16 protein-coding genes are annotated in these 16175 nt (G+C 31.1%); 6 read left to right on the forward strand and 10 right to left on the reverse strand.

All coding sequences use genetic code 11. From position 1 onward, the window contains the following. Nucleotides 1-64 precede the first annotated feature (64 nt). From nqrF to HALO113_RS06050, 6 genes are read right to left on the reverse strand one after another with little or no spacing between them, the layout of a single operon-like run. Nucleotides 65-1378, reverse strand: a complete 1314-nt coding sequence (nqrF, locus tag HALO113_RS06025) for an NADH:ubiquinone reductase (Na(+)-transporting) subunit F (RefSeq protein ID WP_159778166.1) — start codon at nucleotides 1376-1378, stop codon at nucleotides 65-67. A 2-nt stretch (nucleotides 1379-1380) separates the two neighbouring features. Then, a complete protein-coding gene (gene nqrE, locus HALO113_RS06030) occupies nucleotides 1381-2139 on the reverse strand; it encodes an NADH:ubiquinone reductase (Na(+)-transporting) subunit E (RefSeq protein ID WP_159778167.1) in 759 nt (252 codons plus the stop codon). A 3-nt stretch (nucleotides 2140-2142) separates the two neighbouring features. Beyond that, nucleotides 2143-2820, reverse strand: a complete 678-nt coding sequence (locus HALO113_RS06035) for an NADH:ubiquinone reductase (Na(+)-transporting) subunit D (protein WP_236554604.1) — start codon at nucleotides 2818-2820, stop codon at nucleotides 2143-2145. 3 nt (nucleotides 2821-2823) lie between these two features. After that, entirely contained in the window at nucleotides 2824-3549 is a 726-nt protein-coding gene (nqrC, locus tag HALO113_RS06040) for an NADH:ubiquinone reductase (Na(+)-transporting) subunit C (protein ID WP_159778168.1), read from the reverse strand. Nucleotides 3550-3552: 3 nt separating this feature from the next. Beyond that, nucleotides 3553-4749 (reverse strand): NADH:ubiquinone reductase (Na(+)-transporting) subunit B, encoded by a 1197-nt coding sequence (locus HALO113_RS06045; RefSeq protein ID WP_159778169.1) that lies wholly within the window; start codon nucleotides 4747-4749, stop codon nucleotides 3553-3555. A 29-nt stretch (nucleotides 4750-4778) separates the two neighbouring features. Then, entirely contained in the window at nucleotides 4779-6125 is a 1347-nt protein-coding gene (locus tag HALO113_RS06050; RefSeq protein WP_159778170.1) for a Na(+)-translocating NADH-quinone reductase subunit A, read from the reverse strand. Nucleotides 6126-6321: 196 nt separating this feature from the next. Here HALO113_RS06050 and HALO113_RS06055 point away from each other — a divergent pair, with 196 nt between their 5' ends. The 4 genes from HALO113_RS06055 (at nucleotide 6322) to pruA (ending at nucleotide 10767) form a co-directional block, all read left to right on the forward strand. After that, a complete protein-coding gene (locus HALO113_RS06055) occupies nucleotides 6322-7569 on the forward strand; it encodes a DUF5103 domain-containing protein (RefSeq protein WP_159778171.1) in 1248 nt (415 codons plus the stop codon). Beyond that, a complete protein-coding gene (locus HALO113_RS06060; protein WP_159778172.1) occupies nucleotides 7569-8648 on the forward strand; it encodes a DUF3667 domain-containing protein in 1080 nt (359 codons plus the stop codon). The genes HALO113_RS06055 and HALO113_RS06060 overlap by 1 nt, the downstream gene beginning before the upstream one ends. 3 nt (nucleotides 8649-8651) lie before the next feature. Beyond that, a complete protein-coding gene (gene apaG / locus HALO113_RS06065; protein ID WP_159778173.1) occupies nucleotides 8652-9038 on the forward strand; it encodes a Co2+/Mg2+ efflux protein ApaG in 387 nt (128 codons plus the stop codon). A 100-nt stretch (nucleotides 9039-9138) separates the two neighbouring features. Next, entirely contained in the window at nucleotides 9139-10767 is a 1629-nt protein-coding gene (gene pruA / locus HALO113_RS06070; protein ID WP_159778174.1) for an L-glutamate gamma-semialdehyde dehydrogenase, read from the forward strand. A gap of 71 nt (nucleotides 10768-10838) precedes the next feature. On the opposite strand, the gene rsmG is transcribed toward pruA, so the two are convergent. Further along, complete coding sequence (gene rsmG, locus HALO113_RS06075; protein WP_159779561.1) at nucleotides 10839-11468, reverse strand: 16S rRNA (guanine(527)-N(7))-methyltransferase RsmG; 630 nt, start codon at nucleotides 11466-11468, stop codon at nucleotides 10839-10841. Between the two features lie 114 nt (nucleotides 11469-11582). On the opposite strand from rsmG, the gene HALO113_RS06080 reads away from it, so the two are divergent. Next, nucleotides 11583-12680 carry an acyl-CoA desaturase gene (locus HALO113_RS06080; RefSeq protein WP_159778175.1) on the forward strand — a complete coding sequence of 366 codons (1098 nt, stop codon included), beginning with the start codon at nucleotides 11583-11585 and terminating at the stop codon, nucleotides 12678-12680. A 56-nt stretch (nucleotides 12681-12736) separates the two neighbouring features. Further along, entirely contained in the window at nucleotides 12737-13921 is a 1185-nt protein-coding gene (locus tag HALO113_RS06085) for a pyridoxal phosphate-dependent aminotransferase (protein WP_159778176.1), read from the forward strand. Nucleotides 13922-13986: 65 nt separating this feature from the next. Here the strand turns inward: HALO113_RS06085 and HALO113_RS06090 are convergent, their stop codons facing one another. From HALO113_RS06090 to HALO113_RS06100, 3 genes are all read right to left on the reverse strand, one after another. Continuing rightward, complete coding sequence (locus HALO113_RS06090; RefSeq protein WP_159778177.1) at nucleotides 13987-15045, reverse strand: serine hydrolase; 1059 nt, start codon at nucleotides 15043-15045, stop codon at nucleotides 13987-13989. Nucleotides 15046-15149: 104 nt separating this feature from the next. Beyond that, entirely contained in the window at nucleotides 15150-15554 is a 405-nt protein-coding gene (locus tag HALO113_RS06095; protein ID WP_159778178.1) for a hypothetical protein, read from the reverse strand. Next, nucleotides 15544-16125: an RNA polymerase sigma factor gene (locus HALO113_RS06100; protein ID WP_159778179.1), complete on the reverse strand. Its 582-nt coding sequence runs from the start codon at nucleotides 16123-16125 to the stop codon at nucleotides 15544-15546. Before HALO113_RS06100 ends, HALO113_RS06095 begins: the two co-directional genes overlap by 11 nt. Between the last annotated feature and the right edge of the window lie 50 nt (nucleotides 16126-16175).

A 16175-nucleotide genomic window follows, 5' to 3' on the forward strand; every position in this document is an offset into this window, starting at 1 on the left:
TGATGATTAGAAATAAAAAAACCGTTCTAAAATTAGAACGGTTTAATCTATTATTTACTTTAGATTATCCTCCAAAATCGTCAAATCTAATATTTTCAGGATCTAATCCAAAATCTTCTCCCATTTTTTGAACGGCTTTATTCATCATAGGTGGTCCACAGAAATACAATTCTATATCCTCTGGATTTTCGTGTTTTGATAAATAATTATCAATCACAACATTATGTATGAATCCAACAAATCCATCCCCTTCTCCGTTTATACCTTCTTTAATTTTCCAATTATCTTCAGGTAAAGGTTCAGATAAAGCCAAATAGAATTTAAAATTTGGAAAATCTTTTTCTAATGCTCTAAAATGATCCGTATAGAATAACTCTCTTTTAGAACGACCACCATACCAATAAGTTACTTTTCTACCCGTTTTAATGGTGCGGAATAAATGGTACAAGTGAGAACGCATTGGTGCCATTCCTGCTCCACCACCTACATATAACATTTCAGCATCAGATTCGTTAATGAAGAATTCTCCATAAGGTCCAGAAACCACTACTGGGTCACCCGCTTTTCTAGAAAAAATGTAAGAAGAAGCAATACCTGGGTTTACTTTCGCCCATCCATTAATATTTCTATCCCATGGTGGAGTTGCCACACGTACGTTCAACATAATTTTTCTACCTTCAGCAGGGTAAGAAGCCATAGAATAAGCTCTTTCTACTAATTCATCATTTTTCATTACTAATGGCCATAAATTAAATTTATCCCATTCAGCTTTAAATTTATCTGGTTCTCCAGGGTGTTCTACAGGGTGAGCCGTAATATCAATATCGGAATATTTTATCTCACATTTCGGTATCTCAATTTGGATATACCCTCCAGGTTCATAGTGCATATCATCTGGTAATTCCACAATGAATTCTTTGATAAAAGAAGCCACATTATAATTAGAATATACTTTTGCTTCAAATTTCTTGATACCAAATACTTCTTCTGGCACCTCAATTTTCATATCTCCTTTCACTTTCACCTGACATCCTAAACGCCAACCTTCCGCTAATTCTTTTCTATTGAAATGAGGAATTTCAGTTGGTAGTGCCTCTCCACCACCTTCTAATACTTTACATTTACATTGAATACAAGTTCCTCCTCCTCCACAAGCAGAAGGTAAGAATATTTTTGCTCCACCTAAAGTGGACAATAAAGAACTTCCTGAATTTACCTCAATTTCTTCTTCTCCATTAATTTTAATTTTAACTGGTCCTGAAGGAACTAATTTTGCTTTAGCAAACAAAATTACAGCTACCAAAGCCAATAATAAAACTAAAAAGGAAACTACAGTTGTTGCTATTAAACCTGTAGTGCTTACTTCTAATGCTATCATAATTAATTTTGTGCTATTTCAGTTAATGAATCTTTTACAGTTTCCACAGTAGTAGAGTCGATCTTTGTTTCTTCAACAGGAGTAGTCTCTTTTACATCAGAAGGCACAATAGTTTCTACTACTTCTTTTTTAGGAGCTTCGTCTCCGCCTGTCAACATACCACCAAAAGACATAAAACCAATAGCCATTAAACCAGTTAATATAAAAGTGATTCCTAATCCTCTGAATGCTGGAGGTACATTTGAATATTTTATTTTTTCACGAATAGCACCAATAGCTAAAATTGCTAAAAACCATCCTATACCAGAACCCACACCATAAACCGTTGCTTCTGTAATATTAGCAAATTCTTTTTGTTGCATGAATAGTGAACCTCCTAAGATAGCACAGTTTACAGCAATAAGTGGCAAGAAAATACCTAAAGAATTATACAATGCCGGTGCAAATTTTTCAACAATCATTTCTACTAACTGTACCATTGTAGCAATTGTAGCAATAAATAAAATGAAGGTTAAAAAGCTTAAATCATAATCTACATACTCATCCCCTAACCATACTAAAGCCCCTGGTCTAAGTAAGTATTGATCTAGTAAATAGTTTAATGGTACCGTTACTAACATAACGAAGATTACCGCAGCACCAAGACCTACAGCTGTAGAAACTTTTTTAGAAACTGCTAAGTATGAACACATTCCTAAGAATGTTGCGAATACCATATTATCAATAAAAATTGACTTTAAAAATAATTGTAATAATTCCATTTCTTAGTGTGTTTCTTCGATTAAACTTTTATTTCTTGAACGTTGAAAACCAATGATTAATCCTAAGGTAATCAAAGCCATTGGTGCTAATAACATGAAACCATTGTTTTCATAACCTAAAGCATATAAACCTGTTTTTTCAACTGGATTACCTAATACTTCAAATCCGAATAATTTTCCAGAACCTAATAATTCACGGAAAAAACCAACGATCACTAAGATAACTCCATAACCTAATCCGTTACCTACTCCATCTAAGAATGATTTCCAAGGTGTGTTTCCTAAAGCAAATGCTTCGAAACGTCCCATGATGATACAGTTTGTAATAATTAAACCAACGAATACCGATAATTTTTTAGCCAAATCGGGTACAAAAGCTTTCAGAGTTAAATCTACTAAGATTACTAATGTTGCCGCTACCACTAATTGTGTAATAATACGAATTGAATTAGGAATAATATTTCTCATCAATGAGATAACTACATTTCCCATAGCTGTTACAAATATTACAGATAAAGCCATAATAACTGAAGCTTTCAATTCTGCAGTAATTGCTAATGCCGAACAAATACCTAATACTTGAACTGTAATCGGGTTATTGTCTGCTAATGGATCTTTAATAAGTCCAAGATTCTTTTTTGAGAACAATGGCTCTTTTACTTTCATTTTATTATCTGCCATAGTTTATTTTTTTAGTGTTTCAAAGTAAGGTAAATACACTCCTAATCCTTTTTTCAACATAGCACCCACACCATTACCAGTAATTGTTGCACCAGAAATTGCATCCACTTGGTTATCCGTTTTATCTACATTATTAGGATCTCCGTTTGATTTTGAAGTTTCTACAGATTTAAAATTTCCGGCCGTATCATAAATCATTTCTCCTTTAAAATCATCTTTAAAGAAAGGTTCAGTAATATTAGCACCTAAACCTGGAGTCTCTCCTTTATGATCAAAGAAAACACCATAAATAGATTTTAAATCCTCATTAAGTGCTACATAACCCCAAATGGCATCCCATAAACCATTACCTCTTACGGGAACTATGTAAATTGTTTTTCCTTCAATGGCTGCTTCAAATAAAGGCAAACGCTGTGTTTTTCCTTCTTTAGCAGCATCTTGTTCTTTTTTAACATCAATTAAATATGCTTCTGGGTTTTCAACTGCAGTAGTACCTTCAATAACATATTGCTTTTTAATATATTTGTTAAACATATTTGAAGCATTAGAACGATCAGTATCAACCCCTAAAGAACTTAAAATATCCATTTGTGTTTTAACTTTATCGTTGTTAACACGCATTTCTTTCGTTGCATTTGCAAAGAATGCCAACAACGAACCTACTACCACTACTAATATTATTGAAAATATAATAGTATATGAATTTGAATCTGTACGTTTTGCTGACATTATTTAAGCGGTTTTAAGTTTTAAACGTTTCATTCTTCTTTTTACGTTTGCTTGCACTACATAATAATCAATAGTTGGCGCAAACACATTCATTAATAAGATCGCCATCATGACACCTTCTGGATAAGCTGGATTGAAAACTCTAATCAAAATTGAAATCAAACCGATAAAGAATCCATAAATATATTTCCCAGTATTTGTTTGAGAAGCTGTTACTGGATCTGTAGCCATATACACGATACCAAAAGCTAAACCTCCAACTAATAAATGTTGCCAAAATGGAAAATGCATTAAACTGTAAAATTTACTACCTTCAACGATAACATTAGCATCTACTAATGAATTGAATATTAATCCCATTACAGCAGCACCAATAAATGCAGAAATCATAATGCGCGCGCTTCCAATACCCGTTAAAATTAAAAACAAACCTGCTAATAAAATTAAAAAGGTAGAAGTTTCTCCAACTGACCCAGGAATGAATCCCATGAACATATCGTAAGCAGAATGATGTAATTCTTTATTTTGAGCTAATTGTCCTAAAATTGTTTCTCCTGAAATAGCATCAACTCCAGCTGCATTTTTAACTCCATCTACGGCTCCATGAACCCAAACTTTATCTCCAGACATCCAAGCTGCCCAGTTAAAGAATAAGAAAGCACGAATCGTTAATGCAGGATTTAATACATTCATACCAGTTCCACCAAACAATTCTTTTCCAATAACTACACCAAAGGCTACAGCAACAGCTAACATCCATAGAGGTAAATCGATAGGAACAACAAGTGGCACTAACATTCCTGTTACTAAGTATCCTTCTTCAACCTCATGTTTTTTAACCGTAGCAAAGATGAATTCAATACCTAAACCAACTCCATAAGAAACTACTAATAAAGGAAGTATCTTTTTTAATCCAACTAAAAAGTTGTCTAATGTAAAAAAATCAACAGCTTCAAAACCGTTAATTTGTCCATTCATTTGGTAACCTGCATTAAACATACCAAATAATAATACAGGAACCATTGCCATAATAACCGTGTTCATCACACGTTTTAAATCGGCAGCATCTCTAACATGTGAACCAGAATGTGTTGTTATGTTAGGCATATAAAGAAAAGTGTGCAACGCATTGAACGATTGTTCCATTTTAGTGCCACGATACTTTTCTTTTAAATTATGTAAATTTTGTTTCAAACTCATTTTTTGTGATTTTAAATTTCTTAAAGGGATTAACCTACTTCTTTAATCATTAAGTCTAATCCTTGTCTCACAATTCTCTGATGATCTTGTTTTGAAACATCAACAAATTCTGTTAAAGCAAAATCTTCAGGAGCAACTTCATAAATACCTAAGGCTTCCATTTGGTCAATATCTTTAACCAAAATAGCTTTTAATAATTGCATTGGGTAAATATCAAGCGGACAAACTTTTTCATACTCTCCAGTTAGCACAAAACCTCTGTGCTCTCCGTTTGTATTTGTATTTAAATCGTATTTTTTATTTGGTGTTAAAAAAGAGAACATCATGGCTCTGTAAACACTAAATTTATTAGGACGTGGTATATTCCAACCAAAGAAATCGTAATCATTACCTTCAGGAATAACTGTAACTTGGTTATGATAAAAACCTAAAGCATGTTCTTTTGATTTTTTATCTCCTGTAAGTACATTACCACTGATAATTCTATAATTACCTTCTTTTAAGTTACCCGCAACTATATCATTAATTTGCGCACCAATTATAGCTTTCGCATAAGAAGGTCTTTCAAAACCTGTTCCTGTTAAAGCAATTATTCTTTCTGAATTGATTTTACCTGTTAAAAACAATTCGCCAATAACAGCAACATCTTCGATTTGAACAGTCCATACCTTTTCACCTTTATTGATTGGATCAATTTTAGCAATTTGAGTAGAAACTAGACCAACAGGATGAACCCCTTTCCCTTTATGTACTGTCACTCCTTCTACTGAAGGCATAAAATCTGCATTAGCTGCAACCGTCACATGTACTTTTCCAGAAGTTAATTTTGTTAATGCAGAAAAACCAGCCTCTAAAGCTTCTTTTTTTCCATTTAAAACAAAATTCAAATCTCCCTCTAAAGGCGCAGAATGAATTCCAGAAACAAAAATAGCTTTAGGAGTATCTGCCGAATTTGCAACAACATCATACGGACGCTGTTTAACGAATGGCCAACAACCTGAAGCTAACAAATGTTGTTTTACTTCTGATCCAGATAATGATTTTGGATCTAATTTGCTATGCTCTAAATGGACATCTTGAGAGTCGGCAAGTATTCTAATCTCTAGAATTACTCTTTTTTCCCCGCGAACGATTTCCTGAATAGTTCCACTTACTGGCGAAACAAATTTTACACCTTCATCTTTCTTAGAGAAGAAAATGGGTTCACCTGCTTTTACAGTAGCTCCTTCTTTTACAATCATTTTTGGAGTAACCCCATGAAAATCTGAAGGTTTAATAGCATAGACTTTCGATCGGGCTGCGTTTGAAAGTTGCTTTTCTGCTTCGCCCTTCAACTTAAGGTCTAAACCTTTTTTAATTCGAATGTCTTTTGACATGTTTATTGAAGATATGGTTAGTACTATTTTATAAAACGTGCAAATTTAATTAATTAAGAAACACTACTCCAAAAATATAGCAACTGATTTTTATTATTTATACTAATTCTAAATTAAACAAAAAAAGACATTGTTGCATTAATTTTGTATTACTATTTATAGAATTATTATTTTTACACAAACAACAAAAAACATAATGTTTAAAAAAGCTATCATATCAATACTAATTATTTATAGTTCAGTTTTTTACAGCCAAGTTGAAACTGAAACAATTCCACCATACAACATCAAAACTGTCTCTTTTGTTCAAAATAATCAAAATGTCTTACCTTTTTTTAGATTAGGAGAATCTTTTGAATTGCAATTTGATGATTTATTTGGCAATGAAGCCGATTATTATTATACTATTACTCAATACAATTATGATTGGACACCTTCAAATTTAGCCAAAGTAGAATATTTAACTGGAATGGATAATCAAAGAATAATTACTTATGAAAACTCATTCAATACACTACAACTTTACTCTCATTACAAGCAACAGTTCCCAAATAAATACAATCAAATAACTAAAAGTGGTAACTATATCATAAAAATCTTCAACGACGAACAAGAGTTGGTTTTTTCAAGAAAATTTATCATTTACGAAGAAGAAGTTCGAGTTGCATCAGAAGTGCGCAGAGCTCGCGATTTTGAAAGTATAAATGAAAAACAAAATATAGAAATCAGCATTAATTATGGTGATTTAATTTTACAAAACCCCATACAAAATGTAAAAATTACTATTTTTAAAAACGGCAATTGGAAAGAACAAATTTCAAATATTAAACCACAATATACTATTGGTACAGAATTAATCTACAAATACAATAAGGAAACACAATTTTGGGCAGGAAATGAGTTTTACACGTTAGATAATTCTCAAATAAGAGTAACAAATAATAGTGTTTCAAGAGTTACTTCAGGAGATATTTACAACTCTCATTTGTACGTTAATAAAGCAAGAAAAAACGGAGTTTATACCTATTTTCCTGATTTTAACGGAAACTTTATTGTTTTAAATGCAAATGCTGAAAATTCTGAAGTACAAGCCGATTATTCATGGGTATATTTTACATTAGACGCTCCTAATCTATTTAATAATGAAACTATTTACATTACAGGAATGTTTAACAATTTCAATTTGAATGAAGAAAACAAAATGACCTACAATAAGGAAAATGGGTTATTTGAAAAAGCAATATTAATCAAACAAGGTTACACAAACTATCAATACACTTTAATGGATAAAAATCAAAAAAATGATTTTAAAAATGCAATTGATGGCAATTTTTACCAAACAGAAAACAACTACACTACTATTGTCTATTATAAAGGTAATAATGATCGTTATCATAGAGTCATAGGGATTTCAAACACGAATAGCGAAGGAATTAGAAACTAATGATTAAAAGAAGATTAAAACAATATAGAGGTTACGAATGTTTAAATTGCGAAACCCCTCTAGATATTAGTGAAAAATTTTGTCATCACTGCGGACAACTTAATTCTACAAAAAAAATAACCATAAAAGATTTTATAGAAGAATTTCTTTCTAATTTTTACGCATATGACTCTAGACTTAGAAATTCTATAATTTCTATGTTTACTAAACCGGGAATACTTGCTAGAGAATTTAATGAAGGTAAAAGACAAAAATATGCCAATCCTTTCCGATTATTTCTTAGTGTCTCTATTATTCTATTTTTCAGTTTTACATTTACAGAAAACAAAAACAATGTAAACACCAATATAAATAAAAACGAAGAGGCTTTTGTCACCAAAACTCAAACGGAGCTTGAAAAAGAATTAAATAAAATAAGTGACACCATTTCAAAAAAGGATAGTTTAGCATTAAAAGAGAAAATAAATACTTTTAAAACCTTAAGCGTTGATTCTATTTATACAAAATCGCAATTAGAAAAAAACCAATTAGATATTTACTACAGAATAAGTTCTTTCAGAAATTTTCATCTTAAATATCCAGAAAAATTAGACGAAAAAGCAATTGCTGAACTAGGATTTGAAAACAACCGTTTAAATCGTTTTATTTATGCTAAAGCAAAGCTATTTAAAAGCAATAAAATCAAAGACGAACTAAAGCTTTATTTCTATCAAAAATTACCTTTTTTAATCTTTTTATCACTACCGATTATAACCATCATTTTTTGGCTAGTATTCTATTCCAAAAAAATAAATTATACTGAACATTTGGTTTTTACCTATACATTCTTCACTTTCTTGTTTATCTGTTTAATTCTTTTCAACATAATAGATTATTTTAGCGATACGGTGTCTGAATTTTTAATTGGAATTTGTTCTACAATAATCTTTCCTTTTTACTTATATCGCTCATTACGTAATTTTTATCAGCAAAATCGTTGGAAAACGATTTTTAAATTTGTAATTTTGAATCCGCTGTTTGGTATATTTTTATTAATTTCAATCTTGATTATGTTATTCTTAGGAATACTTTTATTTTAGAACATGGTAACACAAATAACAAAAGGCATTAAAATTTCTGTTTTAACTAGTTTTGAAGGCACTTACTTCAAAAACTATAAGATACATTTTGCTTTTAGTTATGAAATAAAAATTGAAAACCAAAGTAAAGACTCTGTTCAATTAAACACAAGACATTGGGAAATTTACGATGCCTTAAACAACAAAGAAATTGTTGATGGCGAAGGAGTTGTAGGAAAAAAACCAGTTTTAAAACCTGGGGAAACACACACTTACACTTCTGGATGCTTGTTGTCTTCACCTATTGGCGCCATGAAAGGCTTTTACAGCATGATAAATTTTACAACTACCAAAAGTTTTAGGGTAATCATTCCAACCTTTAAATTTAGCGCACCATTTGCCTTAAATTAATTTTTTTACTTTTTAGTCTGCAACAACAGTTGCATCACATCCATTATTTTTTTCTTAAATTTGCCCATCAACATATACTAATTCATTAAAAATAAATTTTATGTTAAAAGGATTTTTTAACGTTCCAAAAGCTGTAAACGAACCTGTTAAAACATACGCTATTGGCACAAAAGAGAGAGAAGCTGTAGCCAATGCTTATAAAGAAATGTGGAATTCAAAAATTGATGTTCCTCTTTTTATAGGCAACCAAGAAATCAAAACGGGCAATACACGTAATATGACTGCTCCTCACGATCACCAACATATTGTAGGAACTTACCATTTAGCAGAAAAATCACATATTACACAAGCTATTGACAATGCTCTTGAAACCAGAAAAAAATGGGCTACCATGTCTTGGGAAAATAGAGCAGCCATTTTCTTAAGAGCAGCAGAGTTGATCGCAGGACCATATAGAGCTAAGATTAATGCAGCAACGATGATTGCACAATCAAAAACAATTCATCAGGCTGAAATTGACGCAGCTTGTGAATTAATTGATTTCTTACGCTTTAATGTAGAATACATGACACAAATCTACAAAGAACAACCAAACTCTGACTCTTCTACTTGGAATCGATTAGAACACAGACCTCTTGAAGGATTTATATATGCTATCACTCCTTTCAACTTTACTGCTATTGCAGCTAACCTACCTGCAAGTGCTGCCATGATGGGTAATGTTGTCGTTTGGAAACCAAGTGATAGCCAAGTATTTTCTGCTAAAGTAATTATAGATGTTTTCAAAGAAGCAGGATTACCAAACGGTGTAATCAATGTTGTCTTTGGTGATGCAATCATGATTACAGATACTATTTTAGCTAGTCCTGATTTTGCGGGCATACATTTTACTGGTTCCACCCATGTATTTAAAGATATTTGGGCTAAAATTGGTAACAACATTAACAAATACAAAACCTATCCTAGAATTGTAGGTGAAACTGGAGGTAAAGACTTCATTATTGCCCATCCTTCTGCAAATGCAAAACAAGTAACTACAGGTATTACTAGAGGTGCTTTTGAATTCCAAGGTCAAAAATGTAGTGCTGCTTCTAGAGTTTATATACCGCAAAGTTTGTGGCCAGCGGTAAAGAATCAATTGGAAACCGATTTAAAATCAATGAAAATGGGATCTCCAGAAGATATGTCAAATTTCATTACCGCTGTAATTCATGAAGGTTCTTTCGACAAATTAACCTCTTACATTGACCAAGCTAAAAAAGATACTGATGCAGAAGTAATTTTTGGTGGAAACTACGATAAATCAAAAGGATATTTTATTGAACCAACGGTTATTTTGACTACTAATCCAAAATACACTACAATGGAAACCGAATTATTTGGTCCAGTAGTTACTATTTATGTATATGAAGATGCAAAATGGTCGGAAACCCTCAAATTAGTCGATGAAACTTCTGAATATGCTTTAACAGGAGCTGTGTTTAGTACAGATAGATTTGCTATTGAAGAAGCGACTGTAGCATTACAAAATTGTGCTGGTAATTTCTATATCAATGACAAACCAACAGGCGCTGTAGTAGGTTGTCAACCTTTTGGAGGCGCTAGAGCATCAGGAACTAATGACAAAGCAGGTTCTGTATTAAACTTATTACGATGGGTTTCACCAAGAACTATTAAAGAAACCTTTGTTACTCCAGAAGATTACAGATATCCTTTCTTAGGAAATTAAAAGAAGTATTTTATATTTATAAAAAACGCTATCCTATATTGATAGCGTTTTTTGTAAGATATTAATCCTATTTATTTCTTAAATTTTAATGGCAAATGCACCACTTTTTTAGTTTCAAAAAACGCTTCTGAAAAAAAATCAGATAAGTTAAATTGAGTTGCATTTGGAAAAGAAGCTAATTCTTCCGTTAAATCACCTCCTTTGAGATACAAAATTCCGTTTTTCAATTCATGTTTTGATTCTTTTACAGTCCTATCTTCTACCCATTTTACAAAATCAGGCATATTGGTTACAGCACGACTTACAATAAAATCAAAATTCCATTTCACCAATTCGGCTCTTTTTTGTTCCGCAACTACATTTTTCAATTCTAAAGCTTTGGCTACTTCTTGAACGACTTTTATTTTCTTTGCAATTACATCTATAAGATAAAATTCAACTTCTGGATACATAATTGCCAAAGGAATTCCAGGAAAACCACCTCCTGTACCTACATCCATAATTTTGCTTCCTTTTTTAAATTCTAAAATTTTAGTTATCCCTAAAGAATGTAACACATGCCTTACATACAATTCTTCAATATCTTTTCTTGAAATTACATTTATTTTGGCATTCCAATCTTCATACAACTCTTTTAACATCTCAAATTGCTTCATTTGGTGCTCGGTAAGATTAGGGAAATATTTTAAAATTAACTCCATTGCTTTTTTTTGTTGCAAAAATACATTTTTTAACAAACAATTAGGTTAAAATACCAAGTCTAATAGAGATAATTATTATCTTTGGTCGCAAACAAAGCTTTAGACTAAATTAGAATGAATACAAAAACCCCTATTTTTTCAAAAACTGATAATGCTAAGTTTTTTAGAACTTTAAATAAGAGAGTAAACGATTATTTTAAAGAAAAAAACTTAAAAAGAACTGGTAACTGGAAGTTGCATTTGAAAACTGTAATTATGTTTACTTTATTTCTTGCTCCTTATTTTATTTTGATTTCATTATCTATGCCTTTTTGGGTATATGTTTTATTAAGCATAACTATAGGCATTGGAATGGCTGGTGTAGGAATGAATGTAATGCACGACGGAAATCACGGCTCATACTCCACAAAATCATGGGTTAATAAATTCATGGGTGGTAGCATCTATATTTTAGCAGGTAATGTCTACAACTGGCAAGTACAGCACAATGTATTGCACCATACTTATACGAATATACCTGGACATGATGAAGATTTAGATGCAGGAAGAATTATCCGTTTTACCAAAGAAGCGAAATGGCATAAGTTTCATAAGTTTCAACATTATTATTCTGTTTTCTTATATGGTTTACTAACTTTTAATTGGGCATTAACTACCGATTTTAAACAGATGAAAAACTATATCAAAAGAAAATTATCTTATGGAAAAGTAAAAAGCCCTAAAATCTTATGGACTACCTTAGTGATTACTAAAGTCATTTATTTTTCAGTTTGGATTATTATACCTATGGTATTAGGTGTGTTATGGTGGAAAGTGCTTATTGGATTTTTTATCATGCATTATACTGCTGGCTTAATTTTAAGTGTTATTTTTCAGCTTGCACACGTGGTAGAAGAAACTTCAAACCCTATTCCTTCTCCTGAAACAGGTGAAATTGAAAACACATGGGCAGTACATCAATTATTTACCACTACAAATTTTGCTCCTAAAAACTGGATTGTAAATTGGTACACAGGAGGCTTAAACCATCAAATTGAACATCATATTTTTCCAAATATCAGCCACATTCATTATACTAAAATCGCAGAAATAGTAAAACAAACAGCTAAGGAATGTAATCTTCCTTATTATGAATATAAAACTATGAGAAGTGCCGTAATAGCACATTTTAAGCATCTCAAAGAACTAGGTCAACAACCACAATTAGCATAAAATTGAGACGCGAGGAATCGCGTCTTTTCTATAAACTATAAATAACAAACTACACAATGAATGCATTATCAGATAGAATTAACAATTTATCTACTTCGCAAACACTAGCAATGGCTGCTTTAGCCAGAGAACTAAAAGCACAAGGAAAAGATATTATTAGCTTAAGTTTAGGTGAACCTGATTTTAACACACCTGATTTTATTAAAGAAGCTGCAAAAAAAGCAATCGATGAAAATTACAGCACTTATAGTCCTGTAGACGGCTATGTAGATTTAAAAGAAGCTATTTGTAAAAAATTCAAACGTGATAATGATTTAGATTATAAACCTGCAAATATTGTTGTTTCAACAGGTGCTAAACAATCTCTTTATAACATTGCTCAAGTAATGTTAAATGAAGGAGATGAAGTCATTTTACCGGCTCCTTATTGGGTGTCTTATTTTGAAATTATAAAACTTTCTGGAGGCACACCAATAGAAGTACCCACATCAGTCGAAAGTGATTTTAAAATAACTCCAGAACAATTGGAAAAGGCAATTACTCCAAAAACAAAAATGATGTGGTTTAGCTCTCCTTGTAATCCAAGTGGTTCAGTATACAACAAAGAAGAATTAACAGCTCTTTGCAAAGTTTTAGAAAAACATCCAAATATTTATATCGTTTCGGATGAAATTTATGAGCATATAAATTTTTCTGGAACATTTTGCAGCATTGGTTCTATTCCAGGTATGTTAGAAAGAACAATTACTGTTAATGGTGTAGCAAAAGCTTTTGCAATGACAGGATGGAGAATTGGCTATATTGGTGCCCCAGAATTTATAGCAAAAGCATGTACTAAAATTCAAGGACAAGTAACCAGTGGCGCTAATAGTATTGCACAAAGAGCAACTATTACAGCTGTGGAAGCAGATCCAAAAGTATTACAACACATGGTAGATGCCTTCCACAAAAGAAGAGATTTAGTAGTGGGATTAATTCGAGAAATTCCAGGTTTAAAAATTAACGTTCCAGAAGGCGCATTTTACGTATTCCCAGATGTGTCCGAGTTCTTTGGTAAAACATTAAAAGGGACTAAAATCGAAAACGCAACCGATTTTTCTATGTATCTTTTAGCAGAAGCTAACGTGGCAACTGTAACAGGTGAAGCTTTTGGAAATCCAAATTGTATTCGCTTTTCTTATGCTACAAGCGACGATTTATTAAAAGAAGCTTTACGCAGAATAAAAGAAGCTTTATCTTAATAACATAACAAATATATTTTCAAAAAGGAAACCCTAAAACGGTTTCCTTTTTCATTTAACAAAAATTAATTACTATAGAAAGACGCTATATCTTTCACTATTTTTGTAGGAGAATGACAATCACAATTACTTAATCCTACAACATACATTTTTTCTTCAGGCAAATACACTGCCATCGACTTAAAACCAAAAATACTGCCACCATGCTCATAAGAGAGTCTTTCTCCTCTTTTAACAATATGCCAACCATACCCATACCCTATTTCATCTCTATTATTTAACGTATAATTTTTAAAAATTTTCTCTTTTGTTTTTTCTTGTACCAATGTATTTGTTTCTAGAGCTATTTGCCATTTCAATAAATCATCTATCGAAGACAATAAGGAACCTGAAGCATATGGTAAGCTAAAACTAATGAATGTACTGTTTACAAATTCTTCTTTTAAATGATACCCTGAAGCTCTTTTTTTAATTATTTTTTCATGACTGGCATACAAGGACGAACTCATATTTAAAGGCTTAAAAATATTTTCTTGAATAAATTCAGCATAGGATTGACCCGAAACAATTTCAATAATACAACCTAAAATAACATAACCTGAGTTATTGTATTTATACATTTCTCCAGGTTTAAAATCCATCGGTTCCTCTTTAAAAAAGGCGATCAATTCTTGTGGTGACAAGTCTTTTTTAGCAATCTCATTGATGGCTTTTATCTTTGTAAAATCTTTAATTCCAGAAGTGTGTGTTAATAGATGATGAATCGTAATTTTGTTACCTTGAGTGGGATAATCTGGAATAAATTTCACTATTTCATCTTCAAAATCTAATTTTCCTTGTTCCTCTAGCATGGCAATTGCTACTGCCGTAAACTGTTTTGTCATAGAACCAATTTCAAAAACAAAATCAGGTTGCATGGCAACTTCTAATTCTAAATTGGCTTTACCGAAAGCTTTTCTATAAAGGATTTCTTGACCTTTTGCTACTAAAAAAACACCTCCAGGTTCATTTTCTTTAAAGGTTTGACCAATAATACTATCTATTTTAGATGCAGCAACTTGTGAATAAATTTCCATCTGTATTGTCGAAAAGACAATCAGAAAAAGGCTTGTAACTGTTCTCATATATTTTTGATTGATGATTTATTCTTTAGACCTTAATAAAGCAATCGAGGTTACAAAAAAAAGCGAACGGTTTGTTCGCTTTAATATGAATTACATTTTTACAATTAAAATTTCATTCGTTTATTATAATAAGAAGTAATAAAAAACATTTGTAAAAGACCTAATACAAAAAACAAGACCAAAGAAAAAGTAAGTGTTTTTGAGATTCGTATCCCAGAAAACAAATTGTTTATATTATTTCGAAATACTTTTTGAAAAAATAAATTTGAAGTGGGTTTTATTTCCAAATTCATTAAAAAATAAAATGTTATCAATAAAAAAACAATAAACAAACCTCCAATTATTAGCCATATCTTTTTAGATATTAAAGGGGTGTGCAATTTTTGAAAGGCAACTTCATTCTCAATTTGTTGCATTATTTTTAAAGTAAATCCATCAGATGGTGTTTCAATATTAGATTTACAAATCAGTTCTTTGATATAATCTTCATTATTCATTTCATTTTTCATAGTGTTCAATTATTTCTTTTGGCAGTTGTGTTCTTAAAATAGCTTCTAATTTTTTTCTACTTCTAAACAATTTTACTTTAGCGTTATTTGAAGTAATATTTAACACTTTAGCAATTTCTTCTAAAGTTTGTTCTTCATAATAATACAAAGTTAATAGTATACTTTCTTCATATGGCAATAGATTAAGACATTTTTGAATCATTTCCTCTTGCTCTTTCTTAACTAATAGATTAACTATATTTTCTAATTCTAATATTTTACTTCCTTTATAATCATCTACTGGAATTGAAATTAATTCCTTTTTATACTTTTTCAACACATCCAAACAACTGTTGTAAGCTATTTTATAAATCCAAGTAGAAAATTTAGAATTTCCTTGAAATTTAGACAATGATTTGAAGACTTTTACAAAAATATCTTGAGCTACTTCTTCTGCCTCTTCCCTATTTTTAAGCATTCTAAAAGCTATAGTAAATACTAAATCTTTATACTTATTAACTAAAAAAGCAAAAGAATTAGTATCTCCTTGTACTACTTTTTGTATATAATTTTGATCTTCCGTGTTACTCATATAAGAAATAAGACTGCTACTTTGTTATTTTGGTTACATCATTTAAAAAA

Origin of the sequence: Flavobacterium sp. 9AF (genome assembly GCF_902506265.1) — a bacterium.
Taxonomy (GTDB): Bacteria; Bacteroidota; Bacteroidia; order Flavobacteriales; family Flavobacteriaceae; genus Flavobacterium.

Excerpts from the sequence above, each read along its gene's own strand:
- pruA (WP_159778174.1), top strand. The coding sequence starts at position 9,139 with ATGTTAAAAGGATTTTTTAACGTTCCAAAAGCTGTAAACGAACCTGTT.
- HALO113_RS06035 (WP_236554604.1), bottom strand. The coding sequence starts at position 2,820 with ATGGCAGATAATAAAATGAAAGTAAAAGAGCCATTGTTCTCAAAAAAG.
- HALO113_RS06060 (WP_159778172.1), top strand. The coding sequence starts at position 7,569 with ATGATTAAAAGAAGATTAAAACAATATAGAGGTTACGAATGTTTAAAT.
- apaG (WP_159778173.1), top strand. The coding sequence starts at position 8,652 with ATGGTAACACAAATAACAAAAGGCATTAAAATTTCTGTTTTAACTAGT.
- nqrC (WP_159778168.1), bottom strand. The coding sequence starts at position 3,549 with ATGTCAGCAAAACGTACAGATTCAAATTCATATACTATTATATTTTCA.
- nqrF (WP_159778166.1), bottom strand. The coding sequence starts at position 1,378 with ATGATAGCATTAGAAGTAAGCACTACAGGTTTAATAGCAACAACTGTA.
- HALO113_RS06045 (WP_159778169.1), bottom strand. The coding sequence starts at position 4,749 with ATGAGTTTGAAACAAAATTTACATAATTTAAAAGAAAAGTATCGTGGC.
- HALO113_RS06050 (WP_159778170.1), bottom strand. The coding sequence starts at position 6,125 with ATGTCAAAAGACATTCGAATTAAAAAAGGTTTAGACCTTAAGTTGAAG.
- HALO113_RS06100 (WP_159778179.1), bottom strand. The coding sequence starts at position 16,125 with ATGAGTAACACGGAAGATCAAAATTATATACAAAAAGTAGTACAAGGA.
- rsmG (WP_159779561.1), bottom strand. The coding sequence starts at position 11,468 with ATGGAGTTAATTTTAAAATATTTCCCTAATCTTACCGAGCACCAAATG.
- HALO113_RS06085 (WP_159778176.1), top strand. The coding sequence starts at position 12,737 with ATGAATGCATTATCAGATAGAATTAACAATTTATCTACTTCGCAAACA.
- nqrE (WP_159778167.1), bottom strand. The coding sequence starts at position 2,139 with ATGGAATTATTACAATTATTTTTAAAGTCAATTTTTATTGATAATATG.
- HALO113_RS06055 (WP_159778171.1), top strand. The coding sequence starts at position 6,322 with ATGTTTAAAAAAGCTATCATATCAATACTAATTATTTATAGTTCAGTT.
- HALO113_RS06095 (WP_159778178.1), bottom strand. The coding sequence starts at position 15,554 with ATGAAAAATGAAATGAATAATGAAGATTATATCAAAGAACTGATTTGT.
- HALO113_RS06080 (WP_159778175.1), top strand. The coding sequence starts at position 11,583 with ATGAATACAAAAACCCCTATTTTTTCAAAAACTGATAATGCTAAGTTT.
- HALO113_RS06090 (WP_159778177.1), bottom strand. The coding sequence starts at position 15,045 with ATGAGAACAGTTACAAGCCTTTTTCTGATTGTCTTTTCGACAATACAG.